At 70.6% G+C, this 23150-nt stretch carries 17 protein-coding genes; 9 read left to right on the top strand and 8 right to left on the bottom strand.

Annotation, left to right across the window (positions count from 1 at the left end; all coding sequences use genetic code 11):
• Positions 1-2: 2 nt before the first annotated feature.
• Positions 3-992 carry a ferritin-like domain-containing protein gene (locus OEB96_RS36715; protein WP_266221542.1) on the bottom strand — a complete coding sequence of 330 codons (990 nt, stop codon included), beginning with the start codon at positions 990-992 and terminating at the stop codon, positions 3-5.
• Positions 993-1057: 65 nt separating this feature from the next.
• Here OEB96_RS36715 and OEB96_RS36720 point away from each other — a divergent pair, with 65 nt between their 5' ends.
• The gene (locus OEB96_RS36720) at positions 1058-2458 is read left to right on the top strand and encodes a hypothetical protein (protein WP_266221543.1); all 1401 of its coding nucleotides are present in this window, start codon (positions 1058-1060) and stop codon (positions 2456-2458) included.
• Between the two features lie 3 nt (positions 2459-2461).
• On the opposite strand, the gene OEB96_RS36725 is transcribed toward OEB96_RS36720, so the two are convergent.
• On the bottom strand, positions 2462-3700 hold the full coding sequence (locus OEB96_RS36725; RefSeq protein WP_266221544.1) for a porin: 1239 nt from the start codon (positions 3698-3700) through the stop codon (positions 2462-2464).
• A 73-nt stretch (positions 3701-3773) separates the two neighbouring features.
• Here OEB96_RS36725 and OEB96_RS36730 point away from each other — a divergent pair, with 73 nt between their 5' ends.
• The 7 genes from OEB96_RS36730 to OEB96_RS36760 all read left to right on the top strand — a co-directional run bounded on the left by OEB96_RS36730 (position 3774) and on the right by OEB96_RS36760 (position 14958).
• Positions 3774-4850 carry a helix-turn-helix transcriptional regulator gene (locus tag OEB96_RS36730; RefSeq protein WP_266221545.1) on the top strand — a complete coding sequence of 359 codons (1077 nt, stop codon included), beginning with the start codon at positions 3774-3776 and terminating at the stop codon, positions 4848-4850.
• The gene (modA, locus tag OEB96_RS36735) at positions 4847-5686 is read left to right on the top strand and encodes a molybdate ABC transporter substrate-binding protein (RefSeq protein ID WP_266221546.1); all 840 of its coding nucleotides are present in this window, start codon (positions 4847-4849) and stop codon (positions 5684-5686) included. The genes OEB96_RS36730 and modA overlap by 4 nt, the downstream gene beginning before the upstream one ends.
• Entirely contained in the window at positions 5679-6494 is an 816-nt protein-coding gene (locus OEB96_RS36740) for an ABC transporter permease (RefSeq protein ID WP_266221547.1), read from the top strand. Before modA ends, OEB96_RS36740 begins: the two co-directional genes overlap by 8 nt.
• A complete protein-coding gene (locus OEB96_RS36745) occupies positions 6491-7249 on the top strand; it encodes an ABC transporter ATP-binding protein (RefSeq protein WP_266221548.1) in 759 nt (252 codons plus the stop codon). Before OEB96_RS36740 ends, OEB96_RS36745 begins: the two co-directional genes overlap by 4 nt.
• A gap of 191 nt (positions 7250-7440) precedes the next feature.
• Complete coding sequence (locus OEB96_RS36750) at positions 7441-11376, top strand: bifunctional serine/threonine-protein kinase/formylglycine-generating enzyme family protein (protein WP_266221549.1); 3936 nt, start codon at positions 7441-7443, stop codon at positions 11374-11376.
• A gap of 332 nt (positions 11377-11708) precedes the next feature.
• Entirely contained in the window at positions 11709-12662 is a 954-nt protein-coding gene (locus tag OEB96_RS36755) for an ADYC domain-containing protein (protein ID WP_266221550.1), read from the top strand.
• 88 nt (positions 12663-12750) lie between these two features.
• The gene (locus OEB96_RS36760) at positions 12751-14958 is read left to right on the top strand and encodes a response regulator (protein ID WP_266221551.1); all 2208 of its coding nucleotides are present in this window, start codon (positions 12751-12753) and stop codon (positions 14956-14958) included.
• 12 nt (positions 14959-14970) lie between these two features.
• Here the strand turns inward: OEB96_RS36760 and OEB96_RS36765 are convergent, their stop codons facing one another.
• From OEB96_RS36765 to OEB96_RS36785, 5 genes are all read right to left on the bottom strand, one after another.
• A complete protein-coding gene (locus tag OEB96_RS36765; protein WP_266221552.1) occupies positions 14971-16224 on the bottom strand; it encodes an ABC transporter permease in 1254 nt (417 codons plus the stop codon).
• A complete protein-coding gene (locus OEB96_RS36770) occupies positions 16221-17501 on the bottom strand; it encodes an efflux RND transporter periplasmic adaptor subunit (RefSeq protein ID WP_266221553.1) in 1281 nt (426 codons plus the stop codon). Before OEB96_RS36770 ends, OEB96_RS36765 begins: the two co-directional genes overlap by 4 nt.
• Positions 17498-18742 carry an efflux RND transporter periplasmic adaptor subunit gene (locus tag OEB96_RS36775; RefSeq protein ID WP_266221554.1) on the bottom strand — a complete coding sequence of 415 codons (1245 nt, stop codon included), beginning with the start codon at positions 18740-18742 and terminating at the stop codon, positions 17498-17500. The genes OEB96_RS36770 and OEB96_RS36775 overlap by 4 nt, the downstream gene beginning before the upstream one ends.
• Positions 18739-19914 carry an efflux RND transporter periplasmic adaptor subunit gene (locus tag OEB96_RS36780; protein WP_266221555.1) on the bottom strand — a complete coding sequence of 392 codons (1176 nt, stop codon included), beginning with the start codon at positions 19912-19914 and terminating at the stop codon, positions 18739-18741. Before OEB96_RS36780 ends, OEB96_RS36775 begins: the two co-directional genes overlap by 4 nt.
• 80 nt (positions 19915-19994) lie before the next feature.
• Positions 19995-20741 carry an ABC transporter ATP-binding protein gene (locus tag OEB96_RS36785; RefSeq protein WP_266221556.1) on the bottom strand — a complete coding sequence of 249 codons (747 nt, stop codon included), beginning with the start codon at positions 20739-20741 and terminating at the stop codon, positions 19995-19997.
• A 320-nt stretch (positions 20742-21061) separates the two neighbouring features.
• Here OEB96_RS36785 and OEB96_RS36790 point away from each other — a divergent pair, with 320 nt between their 5' ends.
• Positions 21062-22228 (top strand): VOC family protein, encoded by a 1167-nt coding sequence (locus OEB96_RS36790; RefSeq protein ID WP_266221557.1) that lies wholly within the window; start codon positions 21062-21064, stop codon positions 22226-22228.
• A gap of 120 nt (positions 22229-22348) precedes the next feature.
• Here OEB96_RS36790 and OEB96_RS36795 read toward each other — a convergent pair whose 3' ends face one another.
• Complete coding sequence (locus OEB96_RS36795; RefSeq protein ID WP_266221558.1) at positions 22349-23113, bottom strand: hypothetical protein; 765 nt, start codon at positions 23111-23113, stop codon at positions 22349-22351.
• Positions 23114-23150: the final 37 nt, after the last annotated feature.

A 23150-nucleotide genomic window follows, 5' to 3' on the forward strand; every position in this document is an offset into this window, starting at 1 on the left:
GCTCACGCCGCCCACAGCCGCGGCTGCAGTCCGTCGAGCAGCGCGAGGGCCATCGCACGCGACGGCAGCCCCAGATGCTGGCGCGACGCTTCGGGCAGACCGCGGCCCGCCGTGCGGCGTAGCTCTGCGACCGCCCGATCGCGGGCCGCCCTCACGCGTGCCCGCGCCCGAGGTGACAGCCGAGGCTCGAGCCATGTCGACACCGAACGCGCGAGCTCGGCGTGTCGGGTCTCGTCGCGCGCGATGCCGACGAACACCTCGCGCAGCGCGAGGTCCTCGGCGTGCTCGGCCTGCACCCAGGCCACCAGTGCGGCCCAGGTCTCGCGTACGCAGCCCTCGACCGCGTTGTCGACGGCCAGCGCCTCCAGCTCTCGCTCCCGAGCGTGCTCGAGGTCCGGCTCGGGCATGGGATCCACCCGGACCGCGGCCGGCTCGGCCCCGTGGGCACGGGCCCGGGCCGTCATCACCCGCGCGTGCTCCACCTCGTCGCGCGCTGCGTCGCGGGCCGCGGCGACCAACGCGGCCGGCGCTCCCAGGGCCGACAGCCGCGCCGCGAGCCGGTCGAACGCAGGCACCGAGGCGGCCTCGAGGTGCGCCGTCTCGGCCAGCCAGCGACCGATCGGTTCCGCGCCCTCGCTCGTGCCCGACGACGCCAGACCCGCTGGTCTGCGCCCTCCGATGCACTGGGGGGAGACCACGAACGTGCACTCGAACAGGTAGGCCTCGGTATACTGGGGGTCGTAGGACACCAGCTCGCAGCTCTGGAGATCCTGCGGCCCGTCGATGTGCGAGGTGCCGAATTCGGCGATGCACAACTCCTCGCAGGCGTCGGGCAGCAGCTCGCCGTCGGGGCCCTCGAACGGCTCGGCCTCCTCCTCGGTCGCCGTGAAGTCCTCGGTCCTCTCGTATGGCGTGTCGTCGAACCCGATGCAGGGACACCCCGCCAGTACCACCGAGAAGATCGACATCAAGGAGCCATGCACGCGCACCATGGAGCCATGCTAACACCGGTCCCGACGGCGTGGGCCCGCGGCCCGGGCTCGGCTATGCTCGGTCGATGCCCGTGCGCCTGCCCCTGCCCTTCGCCGCTTCCGTGCTCTGCATCGCCCCTCGTGGCCGAGCCCTCGGGCTCGCCGCCGTGCTGCTCGCAACCGCCTGCGGCCAGGACGATTGCGAGGAACCGCTGACGGTCTGCGACATCGGCTCGGCCGACTGTCGCGAGCATGTGTTCGTGCAGACCGCCTGCGCCCGCGGGCACGAAGGCCGCACCGTGCCCACGGTGTACTCGATCACCCGCGACGAGTTCGAGGCCCTCCTGCGCGGAGGCCCCGAGCCCACCGCCGAGGAGCAGCGCGTGGATGCCCAGCTCGCAGCCGCCCTGCGCATGCTCGACCTGCTCCCGCCGGGCGAGGGCTCGAGCAACGAGGCTGCGATCCAGGCGTATGCACGCAACGTGCTGGCGTTCTACTCGCGCGAGGACGCGAGCGTGACCATCGTGGAGACCAACCTCGGCTCGGTCGACGACGAGACCGCGGTGTTCATCCTCTCGCACGAGTTCGTGCACGCCCAGCAAGACGTCGACGTGGGCCTGCAGGACTTCTTCGATGCCCACGTGAGCTCGTCGGACTCCAACACCGCGATCCGCTCGGTGACCGAGGGCGAGGCGGTGCTGTTCTCCAACGTCGCCATGGCGCGCCAGGAGGGCGCCTCGATCACGGCCGGAGCATTCGCCGAGTACTACGCGGCGACCCAGCAGGGCCTGCGCGACGCGGCGGCCGGGGTCGGAAGCGACGGGGTCGAGGCCGGCTACACCGATCTGAGCTCGTCGTTCCCCTATCCGTTCGGAGGCGAGCTGGTCACCAACCGCTGGCTGGCCGAGGGCACGGGCGCGGTGCTCGAGCTCTACGACGATCCTCCGGTGTCGACCGCGGCCATCCTGCGCACGCTGGCGGGCCACGACCCGGCCAACGTCGTCGACCTGCCGCCGCTGTCGGCCACCACGCCCCCCGAGGGCTGGTCGATCGTGGCCGAGGACACGCTGGGCGCGTGGATCCTCTACGTGGTGGCGCTTCGCAGCGGCTTCTCCGAGGACTCGGCCAACGCACTGGTGGAAGACTGGGCCGGTGACCACCTGCTGGTGGCCGGAGGCGCCGCCGAGGCCGAGGTAGCGCTGGCGTGGTCGCTGCGGTTCGGATCGGACGCCTCGGCCGAGCGCTTCGGCGAGATCGGCAGCGTGGCCCCGCCCGAGGGCGTGCGCTCGGTCGTGCAGAACGGACACGACGTCACCCTGGTGATGGCAACGGACGCCGACACGCTCGCGCTGTGGGAGACGGCATTCGAGACGGCCACCGTGGCATCCGACGATTCGTTCCGCACCGCCACGCGACGCGCAGCGCCCTCCCTGCCGCGGCCCGTCGATGATCCTCGGGTGCCGCGACGCTGGATCGCGCAGCCCTAGCGCTCAGAACGCCGCCTGGAGCTGCACGCGGGCCTGGTGCACGCCGCCTTCGGGCAGCGAGCCCGGCGGCCACCCTCGCGTATAGTCGGCCACGAGCTTCAGCGCGGGCCCGTGGAAGTACCAGCCCACGCTGGCCGAGACCTCGTCGCGGGGAGGCAGCGAGCTGCCGCGTCGGGACGGACGCACGAAGCCATAGCGGGTGCCGAGCTCGAGCGGGATGCGGGGCACGAGCCACCCCGCCTGCAGAAACCACCCCCAGCCGTCGCGCGGGGCCTCGCGCGGCGCGAGCACGGAGCCGAGCACGGGATCGTCGACGAAGGCATCGCCATACTCCCGCCGGCCGCGACGCCAGTAGACCTCGCCCAGCACCGTCATGCCCGCCACCTTGAGCATGGCGTCGGCGGTCACGTTGTGCGTGTCGGTGGTGCCACCGTCGGTGGGCGGCGGGCCCAGGATCCCGCGGTTGCCCTTGGCCTCGGCGAGGAACGCATAGGCGCCGCCGAGGCTCAGACGCGGGCGTCGGGAGCGATCGCGATCGGTCTCGTCGTAGTCGGAGAACGTGCCCAGCGGCAGCACCTCCACGCGGCCCACCGTGAGCATGCCGGGTCCGCCGGGCGCGAATGCATCGCGGCCCTCGCCGATGAACACCCCCAGCTCGTAGCGCAGCCGGCCCCAGCCCATGAGATCGGGCGAGCGCACCGACATGCCCACGTCGCGATCGAGGTTGAACTCGAAATTGGCCAGGGCGCGGTCGGCCATCATGATGTGGGCGATCGAGATCCGCCGCTGGCGGCTGAACGGCACGCGGAACTGACCCACGCGCAGCACCACGTCGGGGATGTGATCGAACTCGACGAACCAGTCGAAGATCGGGGTCTTGGTGGGGCGGCCGTCCTGGAACTGGAGGTCGCGGGGAGAGAACGCCAGCTGCACGAAGAAGCGGTTGTGCGGGCCGAACACGTGGCCGTCGAGGCGCAGGCGAGCGCGGCGGAACTCGAAGGCCTGGGTGGTCTGCTCGTCGGCGACGTCGTGCTCGATGGTATGCAGCAGCTGCGCGAACAGGCCGAGCCCGAGCGAGAAGCGATCGTCGGCGGCGGTCCACCGGATACCCGAGCCGGGGTCGATGGTGGTCCGCACCGTGGGCTCGGCCTCGGTCTCGGGCTCGGACTCGGACGAGCCCGGGGCGGAGCTGGACGGCGCAGCGGCGAGCACCGCGAGCAATGGAGGCAGCAGAGGCGGCATGACGCAGACCCAGCGCTAAACACGCAGTCGTAGTTGTTCCTTGATGTTACTCTTTGCTACCCTTCGAGGCCAAGTGGATGACGAGCTCCTCACCTCGGCCGAGGTCGCGCGCCTGCTGCGAGTGCATCCCAAGCACCTCTATCGGTTGCTGCGCCGGGGCCTGCCCGGCCATCGGCTGGGTCGGGGCCACTGGCGATTCCGCCGCGACGAGGTGCTCGCCTGGATGAGCGCAGCGACGGTGGCGTCGCCGGGCGAGCCGGTCGTGGAGGTCGAGCTCGCCCGCCCCCCTCGCGAGGGCGACCCCGGCCCGAGCCGCGTGGTGCTGGGGCGGGTGAACGATCGCTGGGTGGCCCATGCCCTGGGCTCCCAATCGTGGCGCAGCGCCGACGGTCTGCTGTTGGCCCCAAGCGCGAGATCCCTCCCGCGCATGCGAGCGAGCGTGCACGCGTCGCCCGAGGTCCTGGCCACCAACGTGCTCGTGGCCGGCTGCGCCCCCGTGCTGGCCATGGTGCTCGACCGCGTGGAGCGGACGGTCCCCGGTCGGGCGCACTGGATCCCGACCAACAGCACCACCGCGCTCCAGCAGCTCGCCGATGGGCTGGTCCACGTGGCGGGCATCCACCTCGAGGATCACGACGCCGGAGCCGATCACGCCCGGCTCGTCCGCGCCCGACTCGGCCGCCCGGCCCACGTGATCCGGCTGGTCCGCTGGCAGACGGGCGTGGCGCTGCCGACCGCCCTCGCAGGCCGCACTCTCGACGAGCTGCTTCGACCCTCGGTCCGGTGGATCGTGCGCGAGCCCGGCGCTGGCGCCCGCGTGGTGCTGGAGCGCGCGCTCGCTCGCGTGGGTGCGAGCACGGCCGACCTGCACGCCGTGCGCATGGCCGTCGATCACGACGCCGTCGCCCGCATGGTGTCGCTGGGCGTGGCCGATGCGGGCCCCTGCATCGAGCCCGTCGCCCGGGCCCATGGACTCGGCTTCTTGCCGCTGGTCGACGAGGGCTTCGATCTGGTCGTGACCGCCGAGACCTCGACCCTGCCCCACGTGGCCCGGTTGCTGCACGCGCTCGACGACACCTGCCTTCGCAAGGAGGTGGGCGCCGTCGGCCCCTACGACGCCTCGGCCATGGGGCACGCGTTCGCGGCATGAGACTCGCATCGTCCTCGTCACCGTCGCCGTGGCTCGTGCGACTCGGGTGGATCGGCCCGAGCTGGATCGACCCGAGCTGGATCGGCCTGATGTGGATCGGCCTGGCCTGCGGGTGCGCCCCCGCCGACGCGACCTCGCGGACTCTCACCGTGCTCGCCGCCTCGTCGCTCACCCATGCCTTCGGGGAGCTCGAGGCCGACTTCGAGGCGAGCCATCCGGGCGTCGACGTGGTGGTGAGCACGGCGGGCAGCCAGGCGCTGCGGGTGCAGATCGAGCACGGCGCCCCCGCCGATGTGTTCGCCTCGGCCAACGCCGAGCACATGCAGGCGCTGGTGAGCCCCGGGCTGGTGAAGGACGCCCAGGTCTTCGCCGAGGGCGAGCTGGTGCTGGTGGTCCCGCAGGGAAACCCGGCCGGCATCACCTCGCTCGAGCAGCTCCCCCAGGCCCGCCGCGTGGTCCTGGCCACGGCCGAGGTGCCCGTGGGCAGGTACTCGCGCACCATGCTCGACCGCGCCGAGCAGCGCTACGGCCCCGGGTTTCGGGCTCGCGTGGAGGAGCGCGTGGTCTCGCTCGAGGCCAACGTGCGGCTCTCGCTGGCCAAGGTCGAGCTCGCCGAGGCCGATGCGACGGTGGTGTACCGCACCGACGCCGCGGCCGCGCACGGGGTGGAGGTGATCGAGCTCCCCAACGACGTGAACGTCATCGCGACGTACCACGTGGGCGTGCTGACCACGGCGAGCGAGCCCGCCCTGGCCGAGGCCTTCGTGACCCACCTGCGATCCTCGGCCGGCCGCACCGTGCTCGAGCGTCATGGCTTCGTGAGCCGCGATGGCTGACCCGTACCTCCGCTTGCGCCGCGCAACGCCGGGGGTGGCCCTGGGGCTCGGACTGCTCGTGTTCCTGCTGCTGCCGATCGCGGCCCTCGGCCTGGCCAGCTCGCCGGGCGAGCTGTGGGCCGCGCTCGCGCACCCGCTGGTGATGCCCGCCCTGGCGCTCAGCGCACGGACCACCGCGGTCACACTCGCGATCGTGATCGTGACCGGCACTCCCCTGGCGTGGATGCTGGCCCGTGCACGCGGTCCATGGGCGAGGGTGATCGAGACGGCGGTCGAGCTACCCATCGTGATCCCCCCCGCCGTGATGGGCATCGCGCTGTTGCTGGCGTTCGGTCGTCAGGGCCTGCTGGGCGGCCTGGGGGTGGCCCTGCCGTTCACGACCACCGCGGTGATCGTGGCCCAAGTGGTCGTGGCCGCTCCGTTCTACGTGCAATCGGTGGCGGCTGGCTTTCGCGGGGTGGACGACGACCTGCTGCTGGTGGCACGCACGCTCGGAGCCTCGCCGCGCCAGGCCTTCCTGCGCGTTGCCGTGCCGCTGTGCCTGCCCGCGATCGTCAACGGCGCGGCGCTGTGCTGGGCGCGAGCACTGGGCGAGTTCGGAGCCACGCTGCTGTTTGCGGGCAGCCTCCCCGGACGCACCCAGACCATGCCGCTGGCGATCCATGCCGCGCTCGAGGCCGACGTGCGGGTGGCCACCGCGGTCGCGCTGGTGCTGGCGCTGTTGGCCTTCGTCACCCTGCTGGCCGCCCGCGCGGCACGGAGGTGGCTGGTGTGGCCCAGCCCTGCCCGAGCGGGGGCCGAGCGATGAGCACGGGCTGGCAGGTGGAGCTACGAGGTCGCCTCGGAGACCTCGAGCTCGACGTGCGCTTCGAGGCGGGCGACGGGCCCACGATCGTGATCGGACCCAACGGCGCCGGCAAGACCACGCTGCTGCGGGCAATCGCGGGAGCCGTGGGTGATCTGCGGGGTAGGGTCGTGCTCGACGATCGTGTCTTGTTCGACTCGGGGTTCGACTCGGGCCCCAGGGTCTACCTACCGCCCGAGGCGCGACGCGTGGGCTACGTACCGCAGGGTCTGGGCCTGTTCCCGCACATGACCGCGCTCGACAACGTGGCCTTCGGATGTGGCCGCGGCGCTCGGGCGCGAGCGCGGGCTCGCACGGCGCTCGAGCGCCTCGGCGCGCTCGAGCTGGCCGGGCGCCTCCCTCACGAGCTCAGTGGCGGTCAGCGACAGCGCATCGCCCTCGCCCGCGCCCTCGCCCCCGACCCACGGGGATTGCTGCTCGACGAGCCGCTCTCGGCCCTCGACGTGGGCCAGCGCCGTCGCACCCGGGCCTTCCTCGCCGAGCACCTGTGCCGCGCCGGTCGACCTGCGCTGGTGGTCACCCATGATCTGCGGGACGCAATGGCGCTGCGCGGAGAGCTCGTGGTGATCGAGGCGGGTCGCGTGCAGCAGCAAGGTCGGCTCGAGGACATTGCCCGCGCACCCGGGAGCGAGTTCGTGGCCGAGCTGCTCGATCCGAGGTGGGTGGCATCGGAGCCCGGTGAGCCTGGTGAGCAGTGAGAAGCGGTGGCCAGGCTCACCGATCGATCGACCTCGACGTGCTGCTCGAGAACCTGCAAGGGAATCACCGATGCGGATTCGTGCGCCAATGCCTTACCCCGGCGCAGCGCATCGACCTCTCTCCTGACGCTCCTCGGAGCGCCTGATGGTAGAACTAACCGTGGCCAAGGCTGGCCACGACGCGCTCGCTCATGCACATGTCCTGGAAGCCACCGCCCGAGCTGGACGAGTATCGCCTCGTCCAGCGGCTGGGGTCCGGCACGATGGGCGTGGTCTACCTGGCGCACGATCGACTCCTCGACCGTCCGGTCGCCATCAAGTTCCTGCGAGCCGCCCTCAACCGACACTCGCGACAGCGCTTCGTGATCGAAGCGCGTGCCACTGCCCGCATTCAGCACCCCAACGTGATGGCGATCCATCGCGTGGGTCAGATCGACGACCACCCGTACATCGTGTCGGAGTACGTACGGGGAACCAGCCTCAACGAGCTGCCGAGGCCCGTGCCCTCGGGGCGCGTGCTGGAGCTGGCGATCGGCCTGGCTCGCGGGCTCGCCACCACCCACCGCCACGGGGTCCTCCACCGCGACATCAAGCTGTCCAACGTGATCCTCGAGGAGGGCACGAACGAGGTGAAGCTGCTCGACTTCAGCCTCGCCAAGCTCGAAGACCTCGAGACGATCCTCGACGAGTACGACGACGAGGCCGCGGCGAGCCCCCAAGACTCGGCCTCGAGCAGAGCGATCGAGGGCCAGGCCGAACCCCGCGTCACCACGAGCAGCGAGGAGGAGACGCTCCCGCTGCCCTCCCCCGAGCCCAGGAAGGGATGGGACGAGCACGAAGGGCTGATGGCCGGCATGGCCCAGCTCGACCGCGAGTGGCACCAGGAGCCCACGTCGCTCACCCACGACGACGCGATGGTCGGGACCCCGCACTACATGGCGCCCGAGCTGTGGCGTGGTCAGCCTGCGTCACGCGAGACCGACGTCTACGCGCTCGGGGTGCTGCTCTACATCCTCTGCGTGGGCAAGCCACCCCACGCCGCGCCCTCCGTCGTGGAGCTGGGTGTGCAGATCCTCGAGCGCCCCATGCTTCCGATTCGCGAGGTCGCGCCCTCGATCGAGCCGCGGCTCGCCGCGATCATCGAGCGCTGCCTGCGAGCCGAGCCCGCCGAGCGCTTTCGCAGCGGCGAGGCCCTGCGCGAGGCCCTCGAGACCCTGCGCTCGGGTGAGCGGCGCCCCACGGTGGTGACCGACAATCCCTACCGCGGCCTGCGGGCATTCGAGGCCGAGCATCGCGACCTGTTCTTCGGGCGTGGCGCCGAGCTGCGAGCGGTGCTCGAGCGCATGCGAGCCGACGCGTTCGTGCTGGTCGCAGGCGACTCGGGCGTGGGCAAGTCGTCGCTGTGCCGCGCGGGCGTGGGCCCCAGCGTGGTCGAGGGCGCCATCGAGCCCGAGCGACGCTGGTCGTACGCCACGATGACCCCGGGGCGCCACCCACTGCGCTCGCTGGTCTCGATCCTCGTGTCCAGCTTCGAGCTCGACCACGACGTGATCATGCCGCTCGTCGAGACGCGACCCGACACGCTCGGATGGATGATCCACAAGAAGCTCGGATCCACCACCGGCAAGCTGTTGTTCATCGACCAGCTCGAGGAGCTCGTCACGATCAGCGACCGCGGCGAGGCCGAGGCCGTGGGCAGGCTCCTCGCCCAGCTCGCGGCCGGCGTCCCCGGCGTGCGCCTGCTGGCCACCGTCCGCGGCGACTTCCTCACCCGCGTCGCCACGATCCCCTTCCTCGGCGAGGAGCTGTCGCGCGCGATCTACCTGTTGCGGCCGCTCTCGCCCGCGGGCATGCGCGAGGCCATCGTGGGACCGGCCGAGGCGATGGACGTGCACTACGAGTCGCCGGAGCTGGTCGACGAGCTCGTGACGGCCGGCATCGACAGCAGCCTGCCGATCCTCCAATTCGCGCTCGCCGAGCTGTGGGAGGCTCGCAGCCAGGAGTCGGGCGTGATCACGGCCGATGACCTCGAGGGGATTGGCGGGGTCTTTGGGGCACTGGCCCGGCACGCCGAAGGCCTGATGGCATCGCTGTTGCCCACCCAGCGAATCGCCGCCAAGGCCTTGCTGCTGCGGCTGGTGACGATCGACGACACCCGTGCCAGCCTCACCTTCGAAGAGCTGGTTTCGGAGGGCGACGATGACTCCCGCCTCGCGCTCGAGGCCCTCGTGCGCGGACGCTTGCTGGTGGTCCGCGAGGACGATCAGGGCATCGTCTACGAGATCGCCCACGAGGCACTGATTCGCGACTGGCACAACCTGCGGCGCTGGCTCGACGAGGCCGCCGGCATCCGCGAGCTGCGGCATCGCCTCGAGGTCGCGGCCACCGACTGGGATCGGCTCGGACGCCCGCGCACCGGGCTCTGGAGCACGGCCCAGCTCGACGAGGCCGCTGCGCTCGATCGCGGCTCCATCCGCCCGCGCGAGCTCGAGTTCATCGCGGCGAGCCAGCGCGCCGCCGCTCGCGGTCGACTCGTGCGCCGCGCGGCCGCGGTCGCGATCCCGGCCGCGTTGCTCTCCACCTACGGGGTCGTGCGCTGGCAGGCCCACGCCGAGCTGGAGTCGAGGGTCGACGCCCACATGGCCGAGGCCGAGGTCGGGCTCGAGCGTGCAGAGTCCAGCTTCGACGCGTTCTCCAGCGAGCAGCAGGCCGCCTTCGCGCAGTACGACGCAGGCACCAGCGAGACCGCCCGCAAGGCGTGGGACTCGGCCAAGGCTCACGCCCAGACCGCCGATCTCGAGCTCGCCAGCGCAGCGCGCGAGCTCGAGCGCGCCCTGACGCTCGACCCCGAGCGCGAGGACGCACGCGATCGGCTGGGTGATGCCCTGCTGCGTCGAGCCGAGCTCGCCGAGCATCGCCTCGACGAGCCACAGGTCAACGAGCTGCTCGAGCGCCTCGCGCTCTACGACGAGGACGGCGAGCGCCTGGCCCGGTGGCATCGACCCGCTCGGGTGTCCATCGACACGTCACCGCCAGGAGCCGGGCTCGCGCTGGTGGAGTATCGCCTCGACGACGAGCACCGCCGGGTCGCCACCGAGCCGCAGCCCGTGGGCCGAGGCCCGGTCTCCCAGCTCGAGCTGCCTCCAGGGTCGTATCGCCTCGAGCTCGCCCTCGAGGACAGGCCGACCGTGCTCTACCCCTTCATCGTGGGACGTGCCGAGTCGCTGTCGCTGTCCGTCGAGATCCCCCCGGCCGATGCCATTCCAGGCGGATTCGTCTACGTTCCCGCAGGGCGGTTCCTGTTCGGGTGCAGCGACGAGGTCCTCTGCGAGGTGTTCTACGAGTCGGTCCCGATCCACCAGGTCACCACCGATTCCTTCCTGATCGCCCGCCACGAGGTCACCTACGGGGAGTGGATCGAATTCCTCGAAGACACCCCACCCGAGCGTCGCGCCGAGCTCACGCCGAGGATCGACCAGGCCTTCACGGTCGTGTCGCTCTCCCCCGTGGAGGACGGTGGGTGGGAGCTGGCGTTCCCCCACGAGGGTCGCGACGCCAGGGCACGCCAGGGTGAGCTGCTCACCTTCCCCGACCGTGATCGACGGCGCTCCCAGGACTGGCTGCGCATGCCGGTATTGGCCATCACATTCGAGCTCGCATCCGCCTACATCGACTGGCTCGACCGCATCGGGCGCGTTCCTGGCGCGCGCACGTGCACCGACCAGGAATGGGAGCGGGCCGGTCGAGGGGCTGATGGCCGGCTGTATCCCCATGGCGACCACCTCGACCCCGACGACATCAACATCGACACCACCTACGGCAAGCGCACCGAGACCGCAGGCCCCGACGTGGTCGGGAGTCACACCACGTCGCGCAGCCCGTTCGGCGTCGACGACTTGTCAGGGAATGCAGGAGAGTGGGCCATCGACCCACTCCGTGGGAACTCCCCCCTGCTGCGGGGTGGTGCGTTCTTCCTCGACATGGTCAATGCGCACCTGGTCACGCGACAGTTCGTACCGCCCGGCTTCACCGAAGGAACCGTGGGTATGCGGGTATGCGCGCCATTCCCACTACCGCGACCCATCGGCGAGCCCAGGCGAGATGATAAGAGCGAAAACGCGCCATAGGGGCGCGTCATAGAACGCCCTATAGTGGGATGAACCATTCGGGCTCGGCACATCCACGCAAGGGAGCGAGCACGAGCACGGACGTGACACTGCTCGAGCTCGCAACCATGCGCGCAAAGTGATTCCCTTCTGGGGTGCGCTGGGCTATTATGGCCCGAGAATCGTGTTCTCAGGGGGAATGAGGGCGCGATCTCTAGGGGATAGGGGGAATCATGCGACGTTCGTTGTGTGCAATCATCATAGTGGCAGTATTGCCGAGTTGTGATCAAGTCGAGGGGGGAGAGCCGCTCGATGACGTCATCGATGTGACCGCGAAGGATGGCACTGAAATCGTGACCTTCCGTTCCGTGGTCAGCAATGACGTCATGAACAACGGCTTCCAGTGGAATGGCTTCCAGTGGAATGGCTTCCAGTGGAACGGCTTCCAGTGGAACGGCTTCCAGTGGAACAGCGCCGAGCTCAACTCGACGCCCATGTTCGCGGTGGCCTACGACTCCACCAACGGCTCGCTCGAGGGTGAAGATGGCTCGACCAACCCGTTGTCGCTCGAGCCAGGGGACACACTCCTGCTGGTGGGCGAGTACACCGACGGCACGGTCATCGAAGCCACCGTCTCGGAAGTCGAGCAGATCACGGAGGGCCCGCACGACTACCAGTTCCACCGCGTGCAGACCCGCACCCGCGAGAGCGCCGACCCCGAGGTCTGGGGCGCCTGGGAAGATGCCTGCCGCGACGGTGCGGGCAATCCGGTCAAGGCGATCCTGCTGCAGGGCGACTGGACCTGGCCCACGTACTCGAGGTACACGGGGCCCGGGGCGGACACGGCCACCACGTGGGCGTGCCGCGGCGCGGCGCTGGCCAAGTGCGTGGAGTGGGGCTACCACCCCGAGGGCGTGGTGAACAGCACGTCGCTCCAAGATCACCACCAGGCGTGCACGCGCATGGTCCGCGCCGACTACTGCGGCGACGGAGAGCACCACACCGAGAACGGCACTCTCATCGACGTGGAGGACTCGCTGGGGATCGAGACCCATGAGAGCTCGTGGGACATCGAAGCGGCGTGGGGTACGGACGGCGCGCTCTGCCTCAACACCCCGCGCAAGACCTACTGGTCCCGAACCGACGCGCTGACCGAGTGCAGCAGCGTGCCGTCGTGTGACGCCAACTCCAATGACGACCTGACCGACGACACGGCGTACTGGATGGGCCAAGGCGCACTGTTCGTGACGCGCAGCGAGCCCTCGGCCTTGCTCGTGGAGCCGCCTGCACCACCCTACGGTGGCTGAGCACTCCTTCGTCATACCGCCCGCCACGAGAGACGGAGTGACCACGGCCTCGCGATCTGCGAGGCTTCGTGCGCGCGGCACTTTCACCGTGACGGAGAACGAGACGGCACACGCACGAGACCGACCTCGCGGCACGCGAGCTCGGTGTCGCGCGGAACGAATCCTGTCGGTCAGCCTGCTCGCCGGGCTCGCAGCGCTCGAGCTCGGCGACATCCTGCTCGGCGGGGACCGACGCCCCTCGTGGCCGTGGGACGAGATCGCGCTGGCGATGGTGGTGGGTCTGGGATGGTTGCACGCCCGGGCGAACCGTGCCCGAGCCCACCCCCTCGCCGACGGCGAGGATCCGAGGTCCCGGGGATCGCGATCCGAGGTCGCCGATCCACTGGGTCGCGCCCTCGCCGACGCCAGCCCGGATGCCATGGTCCTGCACCACGGCGGCGAGCTCGTCGACGTCAACGACGCGGTCAGCCGCATGTTCGAGCTGTCTCGGGAGCAGCTGCTCGAGCTGCACCTGGTCGATCTGTTCGCCATGGAGTCGCGGCGGGACCTGCTCGCGTGGATCCACACCGGCACCGAGCCCCAGCTCGAGGCCACGGCTCGTCGGCGCAGCGGTGACTGCTTCCGCGCGCGCCTGCGTCGCCTCCCGGCCGGGGGCGACCTCCAGGCCGTCGTGCTGCGCGACGCCGACGAGAGTGCCAGCGCCGAGGACGAGCTCGAGGCCGCGCGTCTCGCAGCGGAGTCCGCCAACCGAGCCAAGAGCGCATTCCTGGCCAACATGAGCCACGAGATCCGGACCCCCATGAACGCGGTCATCGGAATGTCGGAGCTCTTGCTCGATGCCGATCTGTCCGGAGAGCAGCGCGACATCGCCGAGACTATTCGTTCCAGCGGGCAAGCCCTGCTCGTCGTCATCAACGACGTCCTCGACTTCTCGAAGATCGAGTCGGGCAAGGTCACGCTCTCCAACGCACCATTCGACCTGGTTGCGTGCGTGGACGAGGTGATCCAGATGTTTGCGCTCCAGGCCCGTCCGACCGTGGAGGTGATCTACTCGATCGACGACTCGGTGCCCGCCATGATCCGGGGCGACGCCGCACGCTTGCGCCAGATCTTGGTCAACCTCGTGGGCAACGCGCTCAAATTCACGGAGGTGGGAGAGGTCTCGGTCCACGTGGAGGCGCGGCTCGACCGAGACCTCCACTTCGTCTACTTCGAGGTACACGACACCGGGATCGGGCTCTCGGACGACAAGGCGGAGAGCCTGTTCGAGTCGTTCGTGCAGGGTGACTCGTCGGCCCACCGAAAGTACGGTGGCACGGGCCTGGGCCTGACCATCAGCAAGCGTCTGGTCGAGCTGATGGGCGGCTCGATCTGGGTCGACAGTGTCAAGGGCAAGGGCTCGACGTTCCGCTTCATGATCACGGCCCCTGCGGTGAGTCCCCCGAGCCCGCCCGAGCCCTCGCCGCTGGAAGGCAAGCGGGTGCTGATCATCGAGCCGAGGAAGGGATCCCGCGCCTACCTCGAGCAGCTCACCCGGCGATGGGGGATGCCGTCCGCCTCGTTCGCCGCGGTGGCCGACGCCCAGCGGTGGCTGGCCGACCACGCGACCGACGTCGTGGTGTTCTCGGAGCGTCCGCGAGAGCAGCCTCCGGGCGAGCACCTCTCCGCATTCATCGACGTCGCCCAGGCGCGCGGGCTGCCCTGCGTGCTGCTCGTCTCCCAGGGCGACCCTCGACTCGATGCCGAGGCCGACCCTGGCGGAGCGGTGGCCTGCCTGGCGCGCTCGATCCACACCCCCCAGCTGCGCAACGTCCTCGTCGAAGCGGTGGGGAGGACCCCCGTGGCGCCCACGCGTGCCCTCGCCTCCTCGGTCGTCGAGTTCGCGCGGGACCACCCGCTGCGGATCCTCGTGGCCGAGGACAACGCGATCAACATCAAGCTCACCTTGAGGATGCTCGAGCGACTCGGCTACGACGCCGACGCCGTCGGCAACGGCCACGAGGTCCTGCGTGCGCTGTTGCGCACGCCCTACGACGTGATCCTGATGGACGTGCAGATGCCGGACATGGACGGACTCGAGGCCACCCGCCAGATCCGCGCCGATCGCCACGGGCCGCAGCCCCGCATCATCGCGCTCACCGCCAACGCGATGGAGAGCGACCGGCAGGCGTGCCTCGATGCGGGCATGAACGACTACCTGAGCAAGCCCGTGAACCGGGCGGCGTTGATCGAGGTGCTACGACGCGTCGGAATGATGCCCGGCTGGCCCGGCCGAGCGACTCTCGAGGGCGACTGACCGGTGTGGTCCCTACTCGTGCCGCAGCGCCTCGATGGGATCGAGCCGCGCCGCCCGTATCGCGGGATAGAGCCCGGAGACCAGGCCCACCGCCACCGAGACCCCCGTGGACAGCACGATCGACGAGGCCGTGACCAGCGTGGGCCAGCCCGCGTAGGCCGCCACGACCTTGGCGATGGCGATGCCCAGGATCACGCCGGCCACCCCACCCAGCAGCGACAGGCTGAACGAGGTGACGAGGAACTGGAAGCGAATGTCGCGGCGTCGAGCGCCCACCGCCCGACGCACGCCGATGGAGCGCGTCTGCTCGAGCACCGAGGCCAGCATGATGTTCATGATGCCGATGCCGCCGACCAACAGCGAGATGCCGGCGATGCAGCCCATCACGATGTTGAACAGGCGCTGGGTCTGGCGGCTCTGCGCCAGCAGGGCCTCGGGCACGATCACCTCGTAGTCGCTGGCGCCGCCGTGCAGGCGCTGCAAGAGCCCGTCGACGATGCCCGCCACCTCGCCCGGCGAGGCCTCGTCGCGCACCCGGACCACGATCTCGGAGAGCGGCGACTCCAGCGGATCGCGCTCGAGCTTGCGCAGCGCGGTGGTGAACGGCAGGTAGATCTCCTTGGCGCTCGAGGACACCGACACGTTGCCCTCGTCGCTGCCCACGCGAGCACCGTCGTCGGCCTCGTCGGCCGCGAGCACGCCGATCACCTCGAGCCACAGATCGTCGACCTTCACGTGCTGACCGAGGGCGGGCTCGGTACCGAACAGCTCGCGCCGGGTGGTCGAGCCGATCACACACACCTGGGCGTGGTCGCGCTCGTCGAGCGCATCGAAGAAGCGCCCCTCGAGAAGCGGCAGCGCCACCAGCTCGGTGTGCAGCCGCGAGACGCCGTAGACCACCGGCTCGCTCTTGCCCCCCGCCGCGAGCACCTTGTAGGGCTCCACGCGCAGCCGCGGGGCCACGATCTCGGCCTCGGGGACCGCCTCGCGGATCGCCTCGACGTCGCGGCGCGAGACCCCGATGGACTTCTTGCGCAGCTCCTTGACGTCGTCGGGTTCGAGCTCCTTGGCGCGCACCACCACGTTGCGCATGCCCATCTTGTCGATCATGCGCAGCGCGCTCTGCTCGGCGCCCGCTCCGATCGAGAGCATGGCGATCACCGCTCCCACGCCGAACATGATGCCGAGCATGGTGAGGCCCGAGCGCAGCTTGTGCTCGGCCAGGCTCTCGAGCGCGGCCCACAGCGCGTCGGAGGAGCGCATCATGGGCTGGCGCCTCCCTCGGCGCCACCCTTGGCCCCGCCGTTGGATGGGGCGTCGTCGGCCTTGGCATCCGCACCGGCGGCTGGCGCATTGGGATCGCGCAGCGCGATGCGATCGCCTTCCTCGAGTCCCTCGGCGATCACCACCCGCCCTGCACTCGATGGCCCCAGCTTCACCTCGACCTCCGAGAAGCCGCCCAGCGCGCCCTCGCGATGCACGAACAGCCGACCGTCGCGTTCGAACACCGCCTGGCGCGGCACCACCAGCGCCGCGCCCTGGTCGAGCACGATGGTGGCCCGCACGCGCTGGCCGATCTTCATGGTGGCCGAGTCGGTCTGCGACAGCGCCAGGGTGACCGCGAAGTACTGGACGGGCACTTCCTGATGGATCGGCTTGGCGAGGGTGTCGACCCGCGCCACCTTGGCCTCGATCACGTGCTCGGGGTGTGCCTCGATCACCAGCTCGGCGGGCAGGCCCTCGGCCACGTCGCCCGCGTCGGCCTCGAGCACGAACACCTCGGCCTCCATGGCCGAGACCAGCGGGATCTCGGCCACCTTCTGACCGCGCCAGATCGTGTCGCCCACCCGCAGGGTCTGACCCCTCCAGTCGCGCTCGAGCACCAGCAGGCCCGCGTGCGGAGCGGTGATCTCCAGCCGGGCCAGGCCCTCCTCGGCCCGCTCCACCTCGCGCTGGGCCTGCTTGCGGGTGATGTCGTGGACCTCTCGCTGGCTGCGGGACACCGCCCCTTCGACCGCCTTGACCTCGCGCGCGTGCTCGGCCTTGGCCTGGGCCAGCTCCGCGTCGATGCTCGTCTCGATGATCTCGTTGCGCGAGAGGATCCGCTGGTCTTCGCTGTGGAGCTCTCGGGCCATGTCGAGCTCCACCGCCGCGAGCCCGGCCGTGCGATCGCGACGGCGGGCGCTGCTGCCGCCCAGCGCGCGCTCCTTGTCGATCTGGCGCTGCGCCGAGGTCACGTCGTCCTGGCTGTCGGCGAGCTCGCGCTGGAGGTCGATGGCGTCGAAGCGCAGCACCACCTCGCCCTCCTGCACCGCGCTGCCGTCGACGGCGACCCAGGCGATCTTCATGGGGCGCTTGGAGTCCTCCGGCGCGTTGATCGAGGTGGCCTCGACGGCCCGCAGGTAGCCCTCGGCGGAGATCCTCCGCACGAATGCCTCGGTGCGCTCGACCTCGAGCGTGGGGATCTCGGGCTGGGGCTCCAGCGTGGGGCCGCAGGCCGCGACGAGCCCCAGCGCCCATGCGAGGATCCGGGAACGGCTCATCGGACCGCCTCCCGGCCCGCACGGTGCGGAGCGACGTCGACCTCGTCGCCCTCGGCGAGCCCCTCGATCACCTCGACCTGCTCGGCGTTGCGCTTGCCGAGCACCACCGGCACGACCTCGAAGCCACCGGCCCCGTTGCTTCGGCGATGCGCCACCGCGCCCTCGGGCGTGCGCACGATGGCCTCGAGCGGCACCAGCAGTGCGTCATCGACCCGATCGGTCTCCACGTGGCCGCGAAAGCGCATGCCCGGGCGCAGGCGCGCGCCCTCGTCGGCCTGCAGCGCGATCTTGAGGCGTATCACCTTGAGCGGATTGTCGGGCGACTGGCGCTGCACGGCGGGAGAGATCTCGCGGATCGTCCCTCGCAGCTCGAGATCGGCCTGGGCATCGAGCCGCAGCGAGACGGGCTGCCCCACCGCCACGCGGCTGGCATCGACCTCGTCGACCTCGCCCTCGGCCTCCATCTGCGCCAGCGAGGCCACCTGCAGCACGGTGTCTCCGCGCCAGGTGCTGTCGCCCACCTTCTTCTTCTGGCCCTGCCAGTCGGTCTCGTAGATCACCGTGCCGGTCCGCGGCGCCATCATGGTCATCTGCTCGATGGACGAGGTGATCTCGGCCACCCGACCCTCGGCGCGGTCTCGCTGACTGCGCCAGCGCTCGATCTCGGCCTCATCGGCGCGACGCGCCGACGTGCCCTTGCGCTGCAGGTAGGCGACCTTGCGCTCGGCGAGATCGAGATCGAGGCGCGCCTTCTCGAGCTCGATCACCGCGGTGAGCTCCGGCGGCGCCTCGGCCTGGAGCTGGGCCTTGCGCCGCGCGGCCTTCGCCTCGGCGAGCGCGAGCGCGGCGTCCTGCGCCGCCACCTTGGCCGCCGATTGCTTCATCTCGAGCTGCTTGGCCGCCGAGTCGCGCTCGCTCTGCTTGGCCTGCAGCTTGCGGTCGAGATCGGAGGTGTCGAACGCCAGCAGCGGCTGGTCCTTCTCGATCTCCGCGCCCTCGGGAGCCATCATCGCGATCTTGTAGTTCCACACTCCGGGCAGGCCGGGGGGGCTCACCGCGCTCGAGTCCACCGCCCGCAGCGCACCACTCACGTCCACGTCGACCACGAGGGCGCCACGGGTGACCGTGACCCAGCGCTCCCCTTCGTCGGCCGCGGTCTCGCACCCGGAGCCGCTCCCGAGCACCAGACCAAGGCATGCGCCCAGGCTGCGGGCCACCATCGCTCGCCGACCGAGGCTCATCCCGCCGCCTCCTGCTCCGGGCCCGCGCGCAGCTCGGCGCCCTCCTCGAGGCCCGCGAGCACGACGCAGCGCTGCGCGTCGCAGGGCCCCAGCGTGACCTCCACCGCCTCGCCGCTGGCCAGCCAGGCGCGGGCGGGCTCGGTGCTGGTGTCGAGCCCGCCTCGCGGGACCAGCAGCTCGCCTTCGTGGCGGGCCACCAGCACGTCGGCCTTGACCGAGAGCCCGGGGCGAAGCTCGGGCCCGCCGCCTTGCAGCTCCAGCACCACCGAGAAGAACCTTCGCGTGCTCTGGTGCTCGGCCTCGCGGGCCACGGGGCTCACCGAGAGCACGCGACCCGTCAGCGGGCGATCGGGCCATGCATCGACCACGCACGTCGCCTCCATGCCGGACACCACGCGACCGTCGTCCACGTCGCTGAGCTGGGCCTTCACCACGATCGAGCCGAGCTCGGGAATCTTGGCCACCGCCAGCCCCGGCCACACCGTGTCGCCCACCTGCAGCTTGCGGCCCTCCCAGGGCAGGGTGGTCACCACCACCAGTCCGTCGCGCGGGGCTCGGAGGGTGAGGGCGTCGATCTGCTCCCGGGCGCCGTCGAGCTTGCGCTTGGCCTTGTCCAGGGCGATGCGCTTGACCTGCTCGTCGAAGCGACCCCCTTCCTCGGTGGCGCGTAGATCGTCCTCGGCGTTGGCCAGCGCCGTCTTGGTCGTGCGCACCGCGAGCAGGAATTGCTGGTGCTCGCGCCGCGACAGCAGCGAGGCCGGGATGGTGGCGTCGAGCTCGGCCTTGGCCAGGTTGATGCGCTGCGTCTCCACCTCGAAGCGCTTGTCCGCCTCGGCGACCGCGGTCTGGGCCTGCTGGCTCGACAGCTCGATGCCAGCCTGGATCACCGCCAGCTCGAGGTCGTTGATGGTCTCGAGCACCGCGGTGTTGTCGAGCTCGGCCACCACGTCGCCCTCTCGCACGGACGCCCCGTCCTGTGCCAGCCAGCGAATGGCGACGCCCCAGCCCTCGGTGCGGGGTGCGAGCAGCTCGACCGCCTCGGCGGCCTCGAGCTCGCCGGTGACGAGCAACCGCTCCTCGAGCGCACCGCGAGTCACCACCAGCGGCTCGAGCTCACCTGCTGCCGACGCATCGGACGCGATCGGCGTGCAGGCCCCAATCCACACGAGCATCGAACCGGCCAACAAGCCGGCCGGCCAGGCGAGCGGCCGGCCGGTCGCTCGTCCGCATGCTCGTCGGTTCACGCGCACGCTCATGAGACCCCCACCTCGCGGCCAGGGCCATCGCTCACCACGCAGCCATCGGCGAGGCGAATGGCACGAGGACACTGCTGGGCGATCGATGGCTCGTGGGTCACCAGCACGATGGTGTTGCCGGCCGCGTGCAGCTCGTAGAACAGCGCCATGGTCTCGCGCTCGGTGGCCGAGTCGAGGTTGCCGGTGGGCTCGTCGGCCAGCAGCAGCGTGGGCGAGCCCACCAGGGCCCGAGCGATCGCCACCCGCTGACGCTCGCCACCCGACATCTGATTGGGCCGGTGTCCCACGCGGTGGGCCAGCCCCACCCGGCCGAGCGCCTCCACGGCCAGCGTGCGCCGCCGCACCGAGGGCTCGCCACGGTACACCAGCGGGAGCGCCACGTTCTTGAGCGCGGTGCTGCGCTCGAGCAGCTGAAAGCTCTGGAACACGAAGCCGATGTGCCGATTGCGAAGCCCGGAGAGCGCGTCGTCGGACAGCCCCTGCACGTCGTTGCCCCCGAGTCGATAGACCCCTCGCGTGGGGCGGTCGAGGCAGCCCAGCAGGTTCATCAGGGTGGTCTTGCCCGAGCCCGACTTGCCCACGATGGCCACGAATTCACCCGGCATCACGCGGAACGAAACCCCGCGGAGGGCGGCGACCATCTGCCCGCCCATTCGGTACTCGCGATGGACGTCGACCACCTCGATGATGGGCTTGGCTGGCGCGATCGCATCGATCGAGCCGCTGTTCCGCTGGGGGCCCATGCGCTGGGCTTGGGGGTAGCAGACGCCACCATCGAGCGCGATGGGCCGGGGGCCCGATTCGGCGAGGAGGGGGCTGGCCACGACCACCGGCGGGGTCACACGGCTTTGGTGGGCGAGGGGTCCCGGTTTGTTTCGCCTGCGCCAGACCCCGCGCAAGCGCGCGCGCAGGCTACGCGCCGCCACTTCGGCGGCGGCTCGTGACCCTTCGAAGCCATCATTCCCGACCCGCTCGATGAACGCTGCTCCGCGAAACGGCCGGATCACCCCTCGACATCCACACGCGGCCCGGCGTAGCGTTCACGCGACCAAGGCATCCCCAAATGGTTCTTCATCGCCTGACCCTCCCCCTCGCGCTCGCCCTGCTCGTCCCCGCCTGTGGACCCAAGCCGGCACCTCCGACCACGACGCCCGAGCCCGCGCCCGAGCCCGAGCCCGTCGACCCGATCCCCGAGGGATTCTTCACCCTCACCCCGCAGCTGGTCGTGGCCGACGTCGACACCGCGGTCGAGTTCTACGGCAAGGCGTTCGGGGCCACCAAGGTCTACTCGATGCCCGGGCCCGACGGCACCACGATGCACGCCGAGATCAAGATCGGCGACAGCATCATGATGCTCGACAAGGAGAACGTGGACCAGGGCATGAAGTCGCCCGCCACCCTCGGGGGTACGCCCGGCACGCTGATGATGTACGTCGACGACGCCGACGCCACCTATCAGGCGGCGATGGACGCGGGCGCGCGCGCCTGGACCCCCGTCGAGGAGATGTTCTGGGGCGACCGCTACGGTGAGCTCGAGGATCCGTTCGGCCATCGCTGGGCGCTTGCCACCCACGTCGAGGACCTGACCCCCGAGCAGATGCAGCAGCGAGCCGAGCTCGCGATGCCCCCGGCCGATCCCAAGAAGGCCAAGAAGGCCAAGAAGGCCAAGAAGGGTCCGCCCGCGTGGAAGGAGGTGGCGGGTACCCCGGCCACCGACCCCACGCCCGACGCGTACCACACGGTGACCCTCGCGCTGACCACCAGCGATGCGAACGCGGCCATCGAGTTCTACAAGGCGGCCTTTGGTGCCCAGGACAAGGAGCTGATGCCCGGGCCCGACGGCAAGGTGATGCACGCCGAGCTCACCATCGGCGACTCGGTCCTGATGCTCTCCGACGAGCGCCCCGACATGGGCTACAAGTCGGCCACCACCCTCGGCGGCTCGCCGATCACCGTGCACATGTACACGACCGACGTGGAGGCCACGTTCACGCAGGCGACCGGAGCCGGCGGCACCGAAGCGATGGCGCTGACCAACATGTTCTGGGGCGACCGCTACGGCATGGTGGTCGATCCGGCCGGGATCTCGTGGGGCGTGGCCATGCGCGTCGAGATCGTGGCCCCCGAGCAGATGGAAGAGCGCATGAAGGCGCAGATGGCCGCGGAGGGCGGCGGCGAGGCTCCGGCCGATGCGGTCGAGGCCGACGCGGCGGCGGATCCGGCCAGCTGATCGAGCCCCGGCTCGTACGACCTCGGCTCGGCCCGGCGGCTCCCACACGGGGCGCTCGGCCGAGCCGACTTGCGTTCACGCATGCATGGATCGAGGGGTCGGTCCCCGAGGCCGCGCCACTCAGGTGTGCGTGGCCGCGCAGACCGGCGTGTCGCTGCCGTCGGCATGATCGACGTCGGCCGTGCACGTGGCCGCGTGCGCCTCGGGGCGACAGAACGTGCAGTCGGTCTCGGCCTGGCAGGTGCGCGCGCAGTAGCTGCCATCGCCGTCCGCGATGCACAGCGAGTCGTCCGGGCAGTCGGCGTTGGTCTCGCAGTCCCGCGCGCCACAATAGCCTCCCTCCCACGCGGTATCGCAGGCGAGCCCGTTGGCACAGTCGGCATCCTCCACGCACGCCGCCCCCACCCCGCAGTCACCCGGCACGCAGATCTTGCGGTTGTTCGAACCGCCACCGCTGCTGCGACAGATGAAGTAGGGGCTGACCTCGTGCTGACAAAACGCCTCCGGGTCGTCGGCTCCGGCCGCGGCCACGTCCTCGTTCTCGCAGCTCAGGAAGCACATCATCATGCCGGTCGACTCGAACGGCGAGCACACCTGCGGCAGATCGGTCTGGCACTCGCCCTCGACGGCGCAGCAATCGGCATCGTCGGCGCAGTGGTGGGTGCAGTAGCCCTCGGGCACCCGATCGAGGCACTCCACCGGACCGGCGAGATCGGCCGGGTCGACCTCGGGATAGCAATCGTCCGGGATCTCGCACACGGATCCCACCTGGTCGGGGCTGCCCGAGTCGGTGCCACCGCTGCCCTCCGGATCGTCGGGTCCTCCACAGCCGGCCGCGAGCAGCACCACCACACCAAGCCCTGGGGACCCTCCGAGGATTCGCATCGGTGGATCGTAGCAGAGCGCGGTGCAGCGCTACCTG

Origin of the sequence: Paraliomyxa miuraensis, from assembly GCF_026337845.1 — a bacterium.
Lineage (GTDB): Bacteria > Myxococcota_A > Polyangia > Nannocystales > Nannocystaceae > Paraliomyxa > Paraliomyxa miuraensis.